This window comes from Rhizobium indicum (genome assembly GCF_005862305.2).
GTDB classification, from domain to species: domain Bacteria; phylum Pseudomonadota; class Alphaproteobacteria; order Rhizobiales; family Rhizobiaceae; genus Rhizobium; species Rhizobium indicum.
Genome location: NZ_CP054021.1, coordinates 1,701,630 through 1,718,709 on the forward strand (window position 1 = coordinate 1,701,630; position 17,080 = coordinate 1,718,709).

Here is a 17,080-nt window from a genome sequence, read left to right on the forward strand (position 1 = left end):
ACCACGTTGTCCTCGGCACGAAGCCGAGTAAAGACCAAGCCTTGCCAACAAAGAAAAGGCCGGGACATGCCCGGCCTTCCCTCTCAATCTTTTTCGAAGCTGCTCAGTTCAGCCGCGTCTTGACCTGGCCGACGGCATTGCCGAAGAGCTCGGACTGGATCTTGGCGTCGGCCCGCTTGGCAAGCACGGTTTCGGCGGCCGCGATTGCGAGATCGACGGCGGCGGAACGCACCGCCTTCATCGCCTCGACCTCGGCCTGCCTGATCTTCTGCTCGGAGAGCGCCGTGCGGTTGGCGACGAATTCTTCCGTCTTCTTCTTCGCCTCAGTGGTCAGCATTTCGGCTTCGCGCTCAGCGGCGGCAACGATGTGGGCCGCTTCGGCTTCCGCTTCCTTGCGCTTGCGCTGGTATTCGGCGAGCAGGTGCTGAGCCTCCTCACGCAGGCGCTTGGCTTCGGCCAATTCGTTGCGGATCTGGTCGGCGCGGTCGTCGAGCGACCGTGCCAACATGCCCGGAACCTTCAGGTAAACGACCAGCGCCAGGAAGAGGACGAGGCCGACAAAGGCGAAGAAAGTCGCGTCAAAGGCAAATTCCATCGATCAAGCCTCCTTCTTGGCAGCCGCGACGGCGGCGGCGACATCGGCCTTGGCGACGGTGCCGCCGATCAGCTGATCGACCACGGCAGCCGCCGTTTCCTCGGCAATGGTGCCGACGTCGGCGAAGGCCTTGGCCTTGATCTCGCCGATACGCAGCTCGGCAGCCTTGATCTTTTCCGACAGGCTCGCCTCGACAGCGCGGCGTTCCTCTTCGGCCTTGGCCTTGGCGGCGTCGCGTGCGGCAGAGCCGATCGCGTTGGATTTGGCGCGGGCAGCGGCCAGTTCACCTTCATAGGTCTGGACGGCGGCGTCGGCTTCGCCCTTCAGGCGGCCTGCTTCTTCCAGATCCTGGGAAATGCGCGTGTGACGCTGATCGAGGATGGCCCCGATGCGCGGCGCGATGACCTTTTGCATGAGCAAATAGAAGACGCCGAACGTGATCACCAGCCAGAGCAGCTGGGACGCGAAGGTCGTCGAATCGAAAGGCGGGAAAGGGCCGCGGGCGTGTTCGCCTTCGGCAACACCAGTCTCGGTATGGACCTCGCCTGCGGCCGGAGCGGCGTGCGCATCCGTACCCGTCGCTGCCGCCGGTGCTTCCTCAGCGTAAGCCGGGGTCACAAAAAACATGCTCACCTCCAGGTGGACTGCAAATGCAAAGGATCACGGCTTGCGATCGCAGGCCGTGATCCATCTATTCGCCGATATCAGACGGCGAAGAGGAGGAGGAGAGCGACGAGCAGCGAGAAGATGCCCAGAGCTTCCGTAACGGCGAAGCCGAATACCAGACGGCCGAACTGGCTGTCAGCGGCAGACGGATTGCGCAGTGCGCCGGAGAGGTAGCTGCCGAAAATATTGCCGAGGCCGAGAGCCGTACCGGCCATACCAAAGCAAGCCAGGCCTGCACCGATGTACTTTGCTGCTTCCGCTTCCATGTTGAACTCCTTTGAAATGGTTGTTGCGGCGAATGACTGACGCCCTTTGACGTCGATGTCGTTATCCTTAGTGCCCGCCCGGATGGATTGCGTCGTTGAGGTACATGCAAGTCAGCACCGCAAAGACATAAGCCTGAAGGAAGGCGACGAGGAACTCGAGACCGGTCAGGGCGACGGTCATGATGAGGGGAAGAACGGCGCCGCCGATACCGAGAGCACCCATGGTTCCAAGCGAGGCGACGAAGCCTGCGAACACTTTGAGCGTGATGTGGCCGGCGAGCATGTTGGCGAAGAGACGAACCGAGAGCGAAATCGGACGCGACAGGAAGGAGATGATTTCAATCGCAATGACCAGCGGCAGCAGAAGGCCGGGCACGCCCGAGGGCACGAAGACATTCAGGAAGTGGAAGCCGTGCTTATAGAAACCGTAGACGAGAACCGTGCCAATGACGAGCAGGGCAAGGGCGAAGGTGACGATGATCTGGCTCGTCACCGTGAAGAAATACGGGAACATGCCAAGCAGGTTCGCCGTCAAGACGAACATGAAGAGCGAAAAGACCAGCGGGAAGAACTTCATTCCCTGCTTGCCCGCGCCTTCCTTCAGCATGTTGGCGATGAATTCATAGGACATTTCCGCAACCGACTGCGAACGGCCCGGCACGATGGCGCGGTTCGAGGTCGCGAAATAGAGGAAGCCTGCGGCAGCGGCAGCCGAAACGGCCATGAACAGCGATGCATTGGTGAACGAAAAATCAATTCCGCCGATTTCGATCGGCACAATCTTCTGGATCAGGAACTGATGAGTCGGATCGTTAGACACCGCTTGTTCTCTCTCTTTGGCCCGCAGGACGCGGGGTCATTGCACTGGACCGGAACCGGTCCTTATTTCTTGTCGTCCTTGTCGTCCAGGGGATGGGCCACCACCCCCGCAGAACGCAGCACGTTCAGAACGCCGGCACAAAATCCGAGAAGCAGAAGAACAATCAAACCCCAAGGCGCCGTGCCAACAAAACGGTCGAGGAGATAGCCAAGGAGAGCACCGACGACGATTGCGGAAATGAACTCGCTGGAAAGCTTCATCGCCTGGGCATAACCTTTGCGGCTTACCTCGGCGCGGGCTTCCCTAGCCTCGTCTTCTCCCGTCTCGACGCCCTTGGTCGCGAGTTTCGCTCCCAATTGCGCACGGCGCTTTTCTAGACTTTCCTCGCGGTCGTCCGCCATGGATCTCTCCTCGCCTGCCCGTCGCCCGCACTCCCGCTACCCCGGTCATTCGGACCCCGGACGCGAAGGTTGAGACCCTTCCGGCCCGTTCTGAAGTCGCGCGCAACATAGTTTTAGGGATTAGCATAGTCAAGGCGTAGACAGCTTCTGTCCAGCGAGAAAATAATTCCATCAAATCAAAGAGATAAATCGACTCCGGGTCGATCGCGGAAATTCGACGGAAAGAATCCGCTTTTCCGGGCCGGAAATCGGCTTGCCCCGGCGATTTATCTCAGCTCCAGCCGCCGCCATAGGTGCGATAGAACACATGAAGACCGATGCGGCCGACCTTTTCCATCGTCTTTGCCCATTTCGGTCTGACATAGACGGCATGGTAATGCGTCGCCGACCCCACCTGCGGCAGCCAGATCTTGCCTGATGTCACCGCCATCGCCACGTCGCGGGCGACTCGCCAGTGATATTCCGAGTTCACCCTGTCCTTGATGCTGTCGCAGGCGAAGGAAAACTGGCAGCGGTTGCGCCAATCCTCGTTCTGATAGACGACGCCGCAGATGGTCTTCGGATAGGAAGGGTTGCGGACGCGGTTGAGAATGACCTGGGCGACGGCCGCCTGACCCTTCACCGATTCTCCGCGCGCTTCGAAATAGATGCCGGAGGCAAGGCACTGCTGTTCCCGTGCGGAAAAGACGCTGGGTGCCAGCACGCTTGCGGCCCAGGCGTGATCGCGCGGGCCGATCTCCGGAACGAAGCGGCCGCTATCCTGTTCGGCCAGAATCGAATCGAATGGCGATTGGCGGGCATAGTCGGGTGCGGCCGGTGCGTAGGCGGTGGCCAGCACATCGGCCTTGTTGCTGGTGACGAGGCTTGCGAGCATCGCCGGCACGCCATTATCGGTCACAACAGGCTGCGTCTTATAGAAAGATGTGGCGATCTCGATTTCCTTGCCCTGGATCTTCGGCTTGACGAAGGCCGACCGATCCTTGAGATCGAAGCTCGGGGTGAAGAGCATCTTCGTGCGATCGAGGATCGAGCCGGCAGAAAAATCCTTCGGCGGCTGCATCTTCTCGACAGAGACGACGCGGCCCTTCTTGCTGCGGCGATTGACGCGATCCTCGTCCGGCGTGTCTTCGTGGCCTTTGTCTTTGGCGGTAAAGGCGACCTTGCGGCCGTCGGGCAGCACCATGCCGGCGCCGGCTGCGATCGAACCCGTCACCATCGGCTCGGCAAAGGCGAGTTCGGCCTGGTGGATGGAGCCGGCCGGAGAATTGGTCATCACCATACGCCAGTTCCCGCCCTCCTGATCGAGGCCGGCGAGCATCGCGGCGAGATCGGCATGAGATGCGACGCTCGGGAAAATCAGCCAGCCGGCGAGACCGAAGATTACGGGCGACACCCAATTCTCGGGAATGAGACGCAGCTTGCTACGGGAAGGGCTCTTTCGACGCAACACAGACTCCGAGCATGGAACGCGGGAACATTCCATTGAAAATCTCGCATTAACCTTGACGTCCGGTTAACAGGCCGTGCCGAAATGTGTCCATGAGAACTCTTGGATGTTCTAATGTGGTGGATAATTTCGTGAAATGAAATGTGCCTGCATCCTTGCGAAAATCCCCTCCCCACCCTTGCGCAGTCCCCTCCCAAACCCCTCCCCACAAGGGGGAGGGACTTAGCGCGGCACCGCCTCGCTTATTCTGAAATGTCGAAAAGCTGACAAACGGCGCAACTGGTTAAGCCCCTCCCCCTTGTGGGGAGGGGTTTGGGGCGGGGTCGTTGCCCCACGCAATCAAATAATAACGTGCGAGCCCAGTTCCACCACGCGGTTCGCCGGCAGACGGAAGTAATCCGAGGGGTTGGCGGCTGCGTTGGCGAGCGCGATGTAGAGCCGGTCCTGCCAGTAAGGCATGCCCGACTTGGCGTCCGGCACCAGTTTGCGGCGGCCGAGATAGAAGGAGGTCGACATGATGTCGAACTTCAGTCCTGTCTTGCGCAGTGTCGCCAAGGCCTGCGAGACGTTCTGCGATTCCATGAAGCCGAACAGCAGTTCGACGCGGGAGAAACGCTCGGAAATCTGCTCTATCTTGTAACGGTCGTGGCTCGGTACACGCGGTTTGTTGATCGTGCGGATCGTCAGGATGACGTTGCGGTCGTGAAGCACATGGTTGTGCTTGAGGTTGTGCAGCAAGGCGGCGGGGGCGGATTCCGGATCGCTGGTCAGGAAGATCGCGGTGCCCGGAACCTGGGCCGGCGAATGTTCGCTCTTGCGCTCGATCGAGCTGACGAAGGAGGCGAGTGGAATATCGGTGTGGCGGGTCTTTTCCATCAGGATCGCCGAGCCGCGACGCCAGGTCCACATGACGACGGTAAAGGCCGTGGCGATCATGATCGGGATATAGCCGCCGTCGTGGATCTTCAAAAGGTTGGCGCCGAGGAAGATCAATTCGAGCACGACCAGCGGCGCAAGCGCGATCACCGCGACGGGAAGCGACCAGTTCCAGCGGGCGCGGACGAATTCGAAGGCCATGATCGAGGTGACGACCATCGCGCCGGTGACGGAAATGCCATAGGCGGTCGCCAGCGCGTCCGACGTCTTGAAACTCAAGACCAGGAAGATGACGCCGATGAACAGCACGGCATTGACCGAAGGCACGAAAATCTGCCCGGTATTGGTTTCCGAGGTGAAGAGGACTTCCATGCGCGGCAGGAAGCCGAGGTTGATGCCCTGGCGCACCATCGAGAAGGCGCCTGTGATGACCGCCTGGCTGGCGATGATCGTCGCGGCGGTCGCCAGGATGACGACCGGCAGCAGCGCCCATTTCGGAAACATCAGATAGAAGGGATCGGACATCGTCATCGGATTGCCGAGAACGAGCGCCCCTTGCCCGAGATAGTTCAGCGTCAGCGCCGGGAAGACCAGCAGGAACCAGGCCCACTGGATCGGGCGGCGGCCGAAATGGCCGAGATCGGCATAGAGCGCCTCGGCGCCCGTCACCGTCAGGAAGACGGCGCCAAGCACGACAATACCGTAGAAGCCCTCGTGCAGCAGGAAGGCGACGGCATAATAGGGATTGAAGGCGGCAAGGATGCCGTAATCATCCGAGATATGGGAAATGCCGGCGGCAGCCATGACGAGGAACCAGACGGCGGTGATCGGGCCGAAGAACTTCGCGACGGCGCCGGTGCCGCGCGATTGCACGACGAAGAGCAGCGCCAGGATCACCACCGAGATCGGCACGATATATTCAGAGAGCCTGGGTGTGACGAGCTTCAGACCTTCGACGGCCGACAGCACGGACAGTGCCGGCGTGATCATCGCATCGCCGAGGAAGAGGGCAGCACCCATCAGGCCGAGCAGCATCAGGATGGCGGTGTGGCCGTTGGCGGTCTTCATCAGCAGGGCGAGCAGCGACAACGTACCGCCCTCGCCGTCGTTGTCGGCGCGCAGCAGGAAGAGCACATATTTGATGGTGACGATGATCGTCAGCGCCCAGATCATCAGCGAGATCAGGCTGATGACTTCAAAACGGGTGACGCCGTCATGGGCCACGGGCTTCAGCGCCTCGCGAAAGGCATAGAGCGGGCTGGTGCCGATATCGCCGTAGACGACGCCGACGGAACCCAGCCCGAGATAGAACAGCTTTTTCGGCGTCATATGGCGTTCGTTCGGATGGCTCTCTTCGGACATGAAGTTTCAACAGGCTCCTCAGAGCCAGCCTTTCCAGCGGAAAAAGAAAAAAGGGATGACGGCGGATAACGCCATCAGGGCCAGCGAATAGGGATAACCCGCGGCCCAGGTCAGCTCCGGCATGACCTGAAAGTTCATACCATAGATGGAGGCGACCAACGTCGGCGGCAAGAACACCACCGAGGCGATCGAGAAAATCTTGATGATCGAGTTCTGCTCGATGTTGATCAGCCCGAGCGAAGCGTCGAGCAGGAAGGTGATGTTGGCGGCGACGAAGGAAGCATGCTCCGATAGCGACTGGATATCGCGGGAAACGGTGCGGCAGAGCTCCTTCGCCTCGCGGTCCTGCTGGATCGCCGGGATCGTGTGAAAGAACGTCAGCAGGCGGGCAAGCGAACCGAGACTGTCACGAACCTTGCTGATCATCCGGTGATGGCCGGCAATATCGCGCAACTTCTCCTCGAGGTAGTTCGAGGGCTTACGCACTTTCCTTGCCCGGTCGCCGAAGACATGCGTCGACAGGATGTCGATGCGCGAGACGGAGATTTCGAGAATCTCGGCGGTGCGGTCGACGATCGTCTCCAAGAGCTTGGCAAGAAGGGCAGCGCCGCTGCGCCAATTTTCCGGCAGCCGGTGGAGGGCGGCGATGAACAGCGCAAAGGATTTGGGATGGGCGTAGCGAATGGTGACCAGGCGATTTCCAGCCAGGATGAAAGCGACATCTGTCAGCGTCGGTACGTCGGTGTCAGCCTTCCAGAGCAGCGAGGCGGTCATGAAGACGGCGTCGTTTTCGACATAGAGACGGGCGGAAGGCTCGATATCCTTGAGGTCGTCGCGGGTCGGGACCTCGATGCCGAGAATCTTCTCGACATAGAGTTCCTCATCGCGGGTCGGCTCGATCATGTCGATCCAGACAACATCCTCGGGAAAGGACGCGGCATGCGACAGATCGCGGATCTCGACCGACCTGCAATTGGAACAGTAAGCGGTGATCACCGGTCGTCTCTCCGGCTGCATCCAACCTTAAAGGCCGGCATGCGCGTTGTGCTCAACCGCATCGCAGTTCCCAATCCTTCGATCGACAAGACAACTCCGAACTTGCAGGCGGGCCGGCCTCTTCGAAACGAAGACAACCGTCACTGAGCATCTGCAGCAAAACGCCATCATGGCGCCGCGGCATATGAAGCAAAGCCGTGAAATAATCAAGACATCTTCCGTGAAGCGCGGCTTTTCACCACGTTTCACCCACAATTTGGGGTATCCGCCGGGGTGATTCGGCGCCCTCTAAAATGCCGCGCATCGCAGGTGATCCATACGATGCGCTTCAGCTCTTTGTATCATGCATGCCGTTGTCCCGGAACCGCGGCACACTTCCGGGCGACATGCATTTTGTTTTATGCATGTCGTTATCCCGGAACCGCAGCACACTTCCGGGCGACATGCATTTTGTTTTATGCATGCCTTTATCCCGGAACCGCGCACACTTCCGGGCGACATGCATTATTCGAAGACGATTGTCGGCGCCGGACGCTGGGACTGACCGGCGATCTGTTCCCAGACCTTGGTGGCGATGCCGCGATAGATGCCTGCGACGACGCCGTTCGGCTCGGAGGCGACAAGCGGCGTGCCGGCGTCGGAGGTTTCGCGAATATTCATCGTCAGCGGCACTTCGCCGAGGAAGGGCACGCCGATGCGCTCTGCCTCCTTGCGGGCGCCGCCATGGCCGAAGATGTCGTAGCGGGTGCCGGTATCCGGGGCGATGAAATAGCTCATATTCTCGACGATGCCGAGCACAGGCACCTCGACCTTGCGGAACATGTTAAGGCCCTTGCGGGCATCGATCAGAGCGAGATCCTGCGGTGTGGAGACGATGACGGCGCCGGCAAGCGGCACCTGCTGGGCCATGGTCAGCTGCGCGTCGCCGGTGCCGGGCGGCATGTCGACGACGAGGACGTCGAGCTCGCCCCAGGCGACTTCGCGCAACATCTGCAGCAGCGCCGACTGGACCATCGGCCCGCGCCAGATCATCGCCGTCTCCTCGTCGACAAGGAAGCCCATCGACATGACTTTGAGGCCATAATTCTCCATCGGATTGATGATGCGGCCGTCGATCTGCGTCGGGCGGCCGGATATCTTCAGCAGCCGCGGCATCGAGGGACCATAGATATCGGCATCGAGAATGCCGACACGAAGACCGTTGGCGAGCAGGCCGAGTGCGAGATTGACGGCGGTGGTCGACTTGCCGACCCCACCCTTGCCCGAGGCGACGGCAATGATGGCACCGATGCCGGGCACGCCGATCTTGCCGGCGCGCGGCGGTTGTTGAGGCGCGTGGGCATGGCCCGCATGATCATGTTGGTGATCGTGGCCGGCATGGCCGTGAGGCGGGTTCGGCCGGGCAGCCGGAGCGGCGGCGGCCTTCTTGTCGGCGGTCAGTGTGACGAGGGCACCCTTGACGCCCGGCATTTCCTTGATGACGCGCTCGGCGGCGAGCCGCATCGGCTCCAGCTCCTTGGCGCGATCGGCCGGGACGGTGATGGAGAAATAAACCTTGCCGTCGGAAATGAAGACGTCGGAGACCATGCCGAGCTCGACGATATCGTGCTCGAGATCGGGTCCACGCACGGTCTTCAGCGTTTCGAGAACCTGTTCCTTGGTAACGTCGGCCATTCCACCCTCACTGCTGCTTGCAGATCACAAATAGTGGAGACGGAAGCCTTCGCCAAACAAAATCAACGGGAGGAAAATCCGGCGCGCCAAAAGAGCGCCGGGGAGACTTGGCAATCCGTTGCGGCCATCAAGTCCGCCGGGCTTTCGCCCTGATGGCCGCAACGGTCTCCCCGAGAACCGGCGCAATCCGGGGCGAACTAGAGCAAGCCGAGCAAAAGGCCAGCGAAAAGTGAACTGGGAAGACTAAATCGCGAACAGCCGGGAAAGAAGCGGTGCCAAAACGCAACAACCGCCGCCGACACCGAAGAGCCGGGAGAAAGCGGCATCGGCGTCGGGCAGCGGTGTGTCGGCCGCGCCATTTCCTGGCGCTGGTCTCAAAGTCCCCTCTGGACCTCTCGCACAAGAGATGCAGAAAGCGTGCCAGATGGAAAATTAGGAAAAACAGCGCAAAAGCGCTCGGGACAGGCTTCCAACGGGAAGGACTTGCCTATGCGCTGGGCGGCTTCGAAAGCAGTCGGTTGTTTTTTGCAACTTATTTGATCAGGCCGATGCGCAACGCCTTGGCGACGGCCTGGGTGCGGTTGACCGTGTCGAGCTTCTTGGTGGCACGGTTGAGGTAGTGATTGACCGTATGCTCGGACAGGGTGAGGATTTCGGCGATTTCGGCACTGGTCTTGCCGGCCGCCGTCCAGTTGAGGCAATCGATCTCGCGGTCGGTCAGCGTGTCCGTCATGCGCGTATCGAGGTTGCGGATCTCGGCAAGCCTGTCGAAGACATGGATGGAGATGTAGCAGAGCTCGCGCATCTCAGCCGGGCTGAAGGGTTCGCGGTCGCCGGCGAAAGAGATGGCGCCGCGCAGGCCGGAGGGCTCATGCGTCGGGAAATAGGCGCAGCGCATCATCTTGAAACGTTCGAACAGGGAGGCGACGAGAATGGACTTGCCGTCGTCCCGCGACCAGTTCTGGCGGGACATGTCGTAGAAGAAGGGCCGCGCGGATGTTCTCAGCCGCCTGAGGACCGGGCTGTTCACCATCAGGCCTTCCTGGTCGTAGAGCGCCAGAAGCTCGGCCGGCCAGCTGGTGATGACGGTGCTGCCCTGAAGATCGAAGGAGGTGATCGGCGGCAGGTTGAGAACCATGAAGGCACGGCTGCGATAGGCTTCCGTCACCCGTTTCATGAAACGGAAAATATCGAACTGGGTCTTCAAGCCCGCTATTTCCTGAACATAATCGTCTTCTTCCGTGGATGTTTGCGACAAGGGTGCCATCACATTTCTTCATCTTCGGCACAGCGGCCGGCAAACCGTTTGCGAAACCTGCCCGCCATGGGGGTTTCGAATGCATCGGGGAACGACGATCGCTGGTTGGAAACGGCTTCAGCGTTGAGCGTTCGGCCGGTGACTGGTTGTAGATTTCGCGGACCGTTCTAGTTGTGGTGATTCGTCGGCAAATCTCAATATCGCGCTCATCATAAGCATGCTCTGCGATTGCGTCCAGCAGCGGGCCGATTGCAATTTTCCCTCAGCGGCGCGGACCGAGACGAACGCGCATACCTTCCATAATCCTCCCAGCCGCCAGCTGAACCGGAACGGACCATTGGTGCAGAAGTTCCATCGACAACCGATAGGCCGGACCGGTAATCGAAATGCCACCCATAAAGGTCCGATCCTCCGACCAGACGGGTGCGGCAACGCAGCGGATGCCGGCCTCATGCTCTTCGCGGTCGAAGGCATAGCCCTGATCGGCAATCTCGCGGATTTCGGCAAGCAGGGTTTCGGCAGAGACATGGGTCGAGGCGGTAAAGCTGGTGAAGATCAGGCCGGCAAGCAGTTCGACGAGGCTTTCGGCCGGCAGCAGCGAAAGGGCGGCCTTGCCGACGCCGGTGCAATAACAGGGCGAGGCATTGCCGATCTGCGAATACATGCGCACCGGTTGACGGCCTTCGACCTTGTCGAGATAGATGATCGACTGGCCTCTGAGAACGCCGAGATGCACCGTCTCACCCGTCGCCTGCTGCAGATCTCTGAGGTGCGGTTCGGCAATCAGGCGGAACTCGTTGCGCGCCCAGCTGCGCGCGGCGAAATCGAGCAGGCGCAGGCCGGGCGCATAACGGCCGTCGCCATCGAGCTCGAGCAGCCCCTCCTCCACCAGATGGGTGAGCTGGCGATGCAGCGTGCCGCGCGGCTGGCTGGCAAGGCCCAGGAGATCGGTGAAACGCAGCGGCGCATCCGCATGGGTGACGAGATCGAGCAGAACCATCAGTTTGCCGAGCGTGCCGGTCTCGCGCGCCTGTGCTGTGCTTTCGCCGTTTGAATTCATCGCCTCGTCCGCCCTTGACAGAAAGGGCAGTGTAATTGGATAATTCCATATAGTCAAATTCAGTTCCAAATAATGGAACATTTAAGTCGGGAGGCGACGGTGACCATGATGGCAGCACAATTTCCCGAATTCAAAGACCGAGCCGTGCTGGTGACCGGCGGCGGATCGGGCATCGGTGCTGCGATCGTCGAAGGTTTCGCGCGCCAGGGCGCCAAGGTCTCGTTCATCGATATCGCCGAGGCCGCCGGCCGCGAGCTCGCCGAAAGGCTGTCGCGGGAGACGGCCCATCCGGTCTCCTTTTACCATGCCGATCTGCGCGACATCGAGGCGATCCGGCGCACGGTCAATATTGTCATTGCCAACTCGGGGCCGATCCGCGTGCTGGTCAACAATGCCGCCTGGGACGACCGCCATGAATTCGACGATGTGACCGAGGCCTATTGGGACAACAACCAGGCGGTCAACCTGCGGCATGTATTCTTCACCTCGCAGGCAGTCGTGCCGTCGATGCGGACGGCCGGCGGCGGGGCGATCATCAATATGTCGTCAATCGCCTTCAAGCTGAACATGGGCGGCTTTCCCGCCTATGCGGCAGCCAAGGCTGCGGTCGTCGGGCTGACGAAGAGCTTGGCGGGCAGGCTCGGACCGGAGAACATCCGGGTCAACTGCATCCTGCCCGGCATGGTCGTCACCGAGCGGCAGATGCAGCACTGGCTCACCGAGGAGAGCATTGCGCGCTCGGTCGAGGACCAATGCCTGAAGGTCGCGCTCAAACCCGATGCGATCGTCGGTCCCTGCCTGTTTCTTGCATCCGACTGTGCGGCGGCGATGACCGCCCAGTCCCTGATTGTCGATGGAGGCGTTCTGTAATGGCTAATCCCGCTTATGTCGCGGTGGACTGGGGCACCAGCAGCTTCCGGCTCTGGCTGATCGGTCGGGACGGCACCGTCCTTGCCGAGCGCCGCAGCGGCGAAGGCATGACGAGCGCCGCAAAGACCGGCTTTTCCGCCGTGCTTGCCGGCCATCTCGCCGCCATCGAGGCGCCGGAAAACCTGCCGGTGATCGTCTGCGGCATGGCCGGCGCCAGGCAAGGCTGGGTCGAGGCCGGTTATATCGACGTGCCGGCGCCGCTCGCCTCGATCCTGACCGGGGCGGTCTCCGTGCCCGGGGAAAGCCGCGACATTCGCATTCTGCCGGGCCTTGCCCAGCGGGACATGGCGAGGCCCGACGTCATGCGCGGCGAGGAAACCCAGCTTCTCGGCGCGCTCGGCCGCGCGAGCTCGGGCGCGCAGGCTGTCTGCATGCCCGGCACCCATTCAAAATGGGTGCATGTGACGGACAGCAAGGTAACCGGCTTCTCGACCTTCATGACCGGCGAGCTTTTCGACGTCATCAGCAAGCACACGATCCTTTCGCATGCCGTGGCCGGCGCGGAAGAACAGCCGGTGGATGCGGTAGCCTTCGAGGCGGCGGTCTCGGCCGCTTTCGCACGCCCGGCCCATGCCTCCAACCTGCTCTTTGCCGCCCGTTCCGGCCAGCTCCTGCACGGGATTTCTGCCGCTGCCGCGCAAGCCCGGCTTTCCGGTACGCTGATCGGCCTCGAAATCGCCGGGGCGCTGCAGGATGCGGCAAACGGCACCACCATCACCCTCGTCGCCTCCGGGCGCCTGCAGGCGCTCTACGAACAGGCCTTCAGAACCCTCTCCCTTGCCTTCACCGCCATCGACGCCGACGCCGCCGTGCGGCGCGGGCTTTCGGCTGCCGCCGAAGCCATCTGGCCGAATTGAGAAAGCTGACACGATGAACCGTATCCCCTTCCCCGACATGAAGCGCCCGCTGATCGCCATCCTTCGCGGCATCCGGCCCGACGAGACCGAAAGCGTCGTCGGCGCTTTGATCGAAAATGGCCTGACGGCGATCGAGATCCCGCTCAACTCGCCGGAACCGTTCAAATCCATCGAGATCGCCGCAAAGATGGCGCCGGCCGAAGTGCTGATCGGCGCCGGCACAGTGCTGAGCGTCGAGGCGGTCGACAGCCTGCATGCGGCCGGCGGCAAGCTGCTCGTTACCCCGAATGTCGAGCCGGAGGTGATCATCCGGGCGCGCGAATACGGCATGGTGACGATGCCGGGCGTCTTTACGCCGACCGAGGCGCTGGCGGCGGCGCGGGCCGGGGCCACCGGTCTCAAATTCTTTCCGGCCAGCGTGCTCGGCCCTCCCGGCATCACGGCGATCCGGGCAATCCTGCCGCCTGAGCTCACGATTGCCGCCGTCGGCGGTGTCTCGGACAAGAACTTCGGCGATTACACCAAGGCCGGCATCTTCGCCTTCGGCCTCGGCACCAGCATCTACAAGCCAGGAATGACCGCGTCAGAGGTTGCCGAGCGCGCCAAGGCGACCATTTACGCCTATGATGCAGCCATTGGGAGCGTGAACGTATGACCGATATTTATGAGTTCGAGGGCAAAACACTTTGCAATACCAATTCCGTTCTCGGTGAAGGCCCGACCTATGATCCGGACAGCAATACCGTCTGGTGGTTCAACATCCTCGGCAAGGAATTGCACGAGCTCCATCTTTCGACGGGCGCGAAAAAGGTGCATCCGCTGCCTGTGATGGCGAGCGTGCTTGCCCGCATCGACGCCGGGCGGCAGCTGATCGCGACGGAAGAAGGGCTTTTCGTGCGCGATGTGGCGAGCGGCAACCTCACCTTCTACGCCGCGCTCGAAAACGACAGGCCCGAAAACCGTTCGAACGACGGCCGCACGCATCCTTCGGGTGCGCTCTGGATCGGCACGATGAGCAAGCGGGCGGAAAACCAGGCCGGCGCCATCTACCATGTCGCCAGCGGCAAGGTGACGAAGATCTTCAACGGCATCAGCATCCCGAATTCGATCTGCTTCTCGCCTGACGGCACGGTCGGCTATTATACGGATTCCCGCATCAACCGGCTGATGCGCGTCATGGTCGATCCGTTGACCGGCCTGCCCTCGGGCGAGCCGATCGTGCTCGTCGACAGCATGGACGACCCGGGCAGCATCGACGGCTCGGTGGTCGATGCCGACGGCTATCTGTGGAATGCGCGCTGGGGCGCCGGCGTCGTCGATCGCTACAGTCCGGACGGCCTGCGCATCTCGCGCTATATGGTTCCTGCCGTCCAGCCGTCCTGCCCTGCCTTCATCGGCGTCAATGCCGACCGGCTCGCAGTGACGACCGCCTGGGAAGGGCTCGACGAGGATGCGCGGTCGGCGCAGCCCAGTGCCGGCGCGCTTCTGGAACTCGGCATCGACGTCAAAGGCGTGTTCGATCCCGTCTATGTGATCTGATTTTTGCTGGCCATCGGTGATCAGAGCGCTCCCCACCGGGGCGCTTTTTCTTGTTTTGGTGGCCACTCATCGATAAATGTTCCGTGAAAATCGAGAAATTTTCCGTGTTTTCAACCGGAACCAATCACTCCACCAGTCATTTTCCCTTCGAACTGCCGCGGCAACGAGACCTGAGACACAGGTGTTGCCGGGTCAGCGACCACTAGAAAAAACGAAGGTAGGTTCGAAATGACACGCAAACTCTTGACGACCGTTGCCGCTGGCGCCCTGTTTGCCACGGCTTTCGCACCGGCAGCATTCTCGCAGACGGCTCCGCAGCCTGCGGACCCCGCCGCTCCGACCCAGGCGGCTCCCGCCGATCCGGCAGCACCGAAGCCGATGACGCCTGACGTCACCAAGCCCGCAGGCGATGCCGCACAGGCTCCGGCCGCAGCACCGACGGCAGATACGGCTCAGGCCGGCTATCTGACCGAGCAGTCTCCGGACCAGGTCAGCGCCAACACCTATATCGGCCAATCGGTCTATAACGGCAGCAATGAAAGCATCGGCAGCGTCAACGATCTGATCCTCAAGAAGGATGGCGGCATGGTTGCCGCAATCGTTGGCGTCGGCGGCTTCCTCGGCATCGGTGAAAAGAACGTCGCCGTGCCGATGGAAAAGATCACCGTCGCGCAGAACACCCAGGACGGCAGCGTCAAGCTGACGACCAGTGAAACGGCTGAATCGCTGAAGGCCGCACCTGAGTTCAAGACGCTGGCGATGCAGTCGGCCGAAAAGGCTCCGGCTGCGACCGGTACCGATACCACGGCGACCGGCTCGACCACGCCTAAGTAATCCGTGCGCGGTAGTATAGCGTAGGCGATGGCGCTCCCAGGGGCGCCATCGTTTTATGAGGCGCCATCGCTTTATGCGCTGGCCCGCTCCGCCATGGTCGGATCGTAATAGTTTTCGTGCAGGAAGCGCAGCGTGGCGATACCGTCGGCCGGACGGCCGAAGTGATAGCCCTGGCCCATGCCGCAGCCGAGCGTGCGCAACTTCACGGCCTCGGCATAATCCTCGATGCCTTCCGCCACGACTTCCAGCTCCAAGCCCTCGCACATGGTAAGGATCGCCTTGATGATGTGTTCGGAGGCGCGATCGGAATTAATGCGCGAGACGAAGGCGCGGTCGATCTTGATCTTGTCGAAGATGAAGTCGCGCAGGCGCCCAAGGCTCGATTGGCCGGTGCCGAAATCGTCGAGCGAGATGCGCACACCGGCGGCGCGCAGATCGGCGATGATGCGGTGAGCGGTATCGGCCGAACTCATCACCGCGGTCTCGGTGATCTCCAGTTCCAGGCGATGCGGATCGAAGCCGACGCGACCGAGGATCGACAGGACGCTGCTGCTCGTCCCCGGATCCATCAATTGAGCCGAGGAAAGATTGAACGACAGAAAGAGTTCGCGCGGCCAGGAAAGTGCGGCTTCCGCGGCTTTGCGCAGCAACGCCTCCGACAGCGCATCGATGAAGCCGCGCTCCTCGGCGAGCGGCACGAAGACACCGGGGGACACAAAGCCGAGATCGGGATCGTTCCAGCGGGCAAGCGCTTCGAAGCCGACGACCTGATTGTTGGACAGCGAGACGATCGGTTGGAAATGCACATCGATCGCGTCGGAGATGATGGCATTTCTGAGCGCCTGCTCCAGCTGCGTCGCACGCTTCATTTCCTGGGCGATCTCGCGCGAATAGACGGTGATCTGGCCGCGGCCGCGGCGCTTGGAACGGTAGAGGGCGGTCTCGGCGCTCTTCAGCAGTTCCTCGCAATCCTCTCCGGCGAAGGGATAGATGGAAAAGCCGAGTGAGGCGGAGAGGCGGACGTTGCGGTCACCGAGGTCATAAGGCGCCGACAGCACCTCGCGGATCATCTGGCCGAATTTCTCAGCACTCGCCCGCTCGAAGATCAACGGCAGCACGAAGGCGAATTCGTCGCCATCGTGGCGGGTGACCAGCGCGCCATCCGGAATGCAGGCCCTGAGACGATGGGCGACCTGGCAGAGGATTTCATCGCCGGCTGTCGAGCCGAACAGATCGTTGATCGGCTTGAAACTGTCGAGGTTGACGATGCCGATGGTGAAGGGGGCCGGATCGTTGGCGCGCTCAGCGGAGATCTGCAAGACCTTGTCCCGCATGCGATTGCGGTTGCCCAATCCGGTCAGCGGATCGGTATAGGCCATCGCCTGAAGCTCATTCTGACCGACGGTCAAGAAAGCTATGTCCGCCGATTTCATCATCCAAAACCCGAGCTTTCCTCCGGAGCCATGCAGAAGAATGACCGGCAGGTCTTAACAATTCGA

At 61.3% G+C, this 17,080-nt stretch carries 17 protein-coding genes; 5 read left to right on the forward strand and 12 right to left on the reverse strand.

Translation table 11 applies throughout. The annotated features are described in order from the left end of the window. Positions 1-103: 103 nt before the first annotated feature. The 11 genes from FFM53_RS08520 to FFM53_RS08570 all read right to left on the reverse strand — a co-directional run bounded on the left by FFM53_RS08520 (position 104) and on the right by FFM53_RS08570 (position 11,421). Positions 104-595 carry a F0F1 ATP synthase subunit B gene (locus FFM53_RS08520; RefSeq protein ID WP_138328881.1) on the reverse strand — a complete coding sequence of 164 codons (492 nt, stop codon included), beginning with the start codon at positions 593-595 and terminating at the stop codon, positions 104-106. A 3-nt stretch (positions 596-598) separates the two neighbouring features. Further along, a complete protein-coding gene (locus FFM53_RS08525; RefSeq protein WP_065282341.1) occupies positions 599-1,222 on the reverse strand; it encodes a F0F1 ATP synthase subunit B in 624 nt (207 codons plus the stop codon). 77 nt (positions 1,223-1,299) lie between these two features. Continuing rightward, on the reverse strand, positions 1,300-1,527 hold the full coding sequence (locus FFM53_RS08530) for a F0F1 ATP synthase subunit C (protein ID WP_003545854.1): 228 nt from the start codon (positions 1,525-1,527) through the stop codon (positions 1,300-1,302). A 67-nt stretch (positions 1,528-1,594) separates the two neighbouring features. After that, the gene (locus tag FFM53_RS08535) at positions 1,595-2,347 is read right to left on the reverse strand and encodes a F0F1 ATP synthase subunit A (RefSeq protein ID WP_064651444.1); all 753 of its coding nucleotides are present in this window, start codon (positions 2,345-2,347) and stop codon (positions 1,595-1,597) included. A gap of 62 nt (positions 2,348-2,409) precedes the next feature. Further along, on the reverse strand, positions 2,410-2,748 hold the full coding sequence (locus FFM53_RS08540) for an AtpZ/AtpI family protein (protein ID WP_012756239.1): 339 nt from the start codon (positions 2,746-2,748) through the stop codon (positions 2,410-2,412). A 271-nt stretch (positions 2,749-3,019) separates the two neighbouring features. Then, a complete protein-coding gene (locus FFM53_RS08545) occupies positions 3,020-4,231 on the reverse strand; it encodes a cell wall hydrolase (protein WP_138390666.1) in 1,212 nt (403 codons plus the stop codon). A 303-nt stretch (positions 4,232-4,534) separates the two neighbouring features. Further along, positions 4,535-6,433, reverse strand: a complete 1,899-nt coding sequence (locus tag FFM53_RS08550) for a potassium transporter Kup (protein ID WP_138390667.1) — start codon at positions 6,431-6,433, stop codon at positions 4,535-4,537. Positions 6,434-6,451: 18 nt separating this feature from the next. Then, positions 6,452-7,429, reverse strand: coding sequence for a CorA family divalent cation transporter (locus tag FFM53_RS08555; RefSeq protein ID WP_138390668.1), 978 nt, complete (start codon positions 7,427-7,429; stop codon positions 6,452-6,454). A gap of 504 nt (positions 7,430-7,933) precedes the next feature. Continuing rightward, a complete protein-coding gene (locus tag FFM53_RS08560) occupies positions 7,934-9,103 on the reverse strand; it encodes an Mrp/NBP35 family ATP-binding protein (protein WP_138390669.1) in 1,170 nt (389 codons plus the stop codon). A gap of 532 nt (positions 9,104-9,635) precedes the next feature. Next, positions 9,636-10,370, reverse strand: coding sequence for a helix-turn-helix transcriptional regulator (locus FFM53_RS08565; RefSeq protein WP_138390670.1), 735 nt, complete (start codon positions 10,368-10,370; stop codon positions 9,636-9,638). Positions 10,371-10,623: 253 nt separating this feature from the next. Continuing rightward, a complete protein-coding gene (locus FFM53_RS08570; protein ID WP_138390671.1) occupies positions 10,624-11,421 on the reverse strand; it encodes an IclR family transcriptional regulator in 798 nt (265 codons plus the stop codon). Between the two features lie 105 nt (positions 11,422-11,526). On the opposite strand from FFM53_RS08570, the gene FFM53_RS08575 reads away from it, so the two are divergent. The 5 genes from FFM53_RS08575 (at position 11,527) to FFM53_RS08595 (ending at position 15,581) form a co-directional block, all read left to right on the forward strand. Further along, positions 11,527-12,291: an SDR family NAD(P)-dependent oxidoreductase gene (locus FFM53_RS08575; RefSeq protein ID WP_425504956.1), complete on the forward strand. Its 765-nt coding sequence runs from the start codon at positions 11,527-11,529 to the stop codon at positions 12,289-12,291. Further along, on the forward strand, positions 12,291-13,208 hold the full coding sequence (locus FFM53_RS08580; protein WP_138390672.1) for a 2-dehydro-3-deoxygalactonokinase: 918 nt from the start codon (positions 12,291-12,293) through the stop codon (positions 13,206-13,208). Before FFM53_RS08575 ends, FFM53_RS08580 begins: the two co-directional genes overlap by 1 nt. Before the next feature lie 13 nt (positions 13,209-13,221). Beyond that, positions 13,222-13,863, forward strand: a complete 642-nt coding sequence (locus tag FFM53_RS08585) for a 2-dehydro-3-deoxy-6-phosphogalactonate aldolase (RefSeq protein ID WP_138390673.1) — start codon at positions 13,222-13,224, stop codon at positions 13,861-13,863. Further along, on the forward strand, positions 13,860-14,747 hold the full coding sequence (locus tag FFM53_RS08590; protein WP_138328890.1) for an SMP-30/gluconolactonase/LRE family protein: 888 nt from the start codon (positions 13,860-13,862) through the stop codon (positions 14,745-14,747). Before FFM53_RS08585 ends, FFM53_RS08590 begins: the two co-directional genes overlap by 4 nt. A 228-nt stretch (positions 14,748-14,975) precedes the next feature. Beyond that, complete coding sequence (locus FFM53_RS08595; protein ID WP_138328891.1) at positions 14,976-15,581, forward strand: PRC-barrel domain-containing protein; 606 nt, start codon at positions 14,976-14,978, stop codon at positions 15,579-15,581. Positions 15,582-15,652: 71 nt separating this feature from the next. Here the strand turns inward: FFM53_RS08595 and FFM53_RS08600 are convergent, their stop codons facing one another. Further along, on the reverse strand, positions 15,653-17,017 hold the full coding sequence (locus FFM53_RS08600; RefSeq protein WP_138328892.1) for a putative bifunctional diguanylate cyclase/phosphodiesterase: 1,365 nt from the start codon (positions 17,015-17,017) through the stop codon (positions 15,653-15,655). Positions 17,018-17,080: the final 63 nt, after the last annotated feature.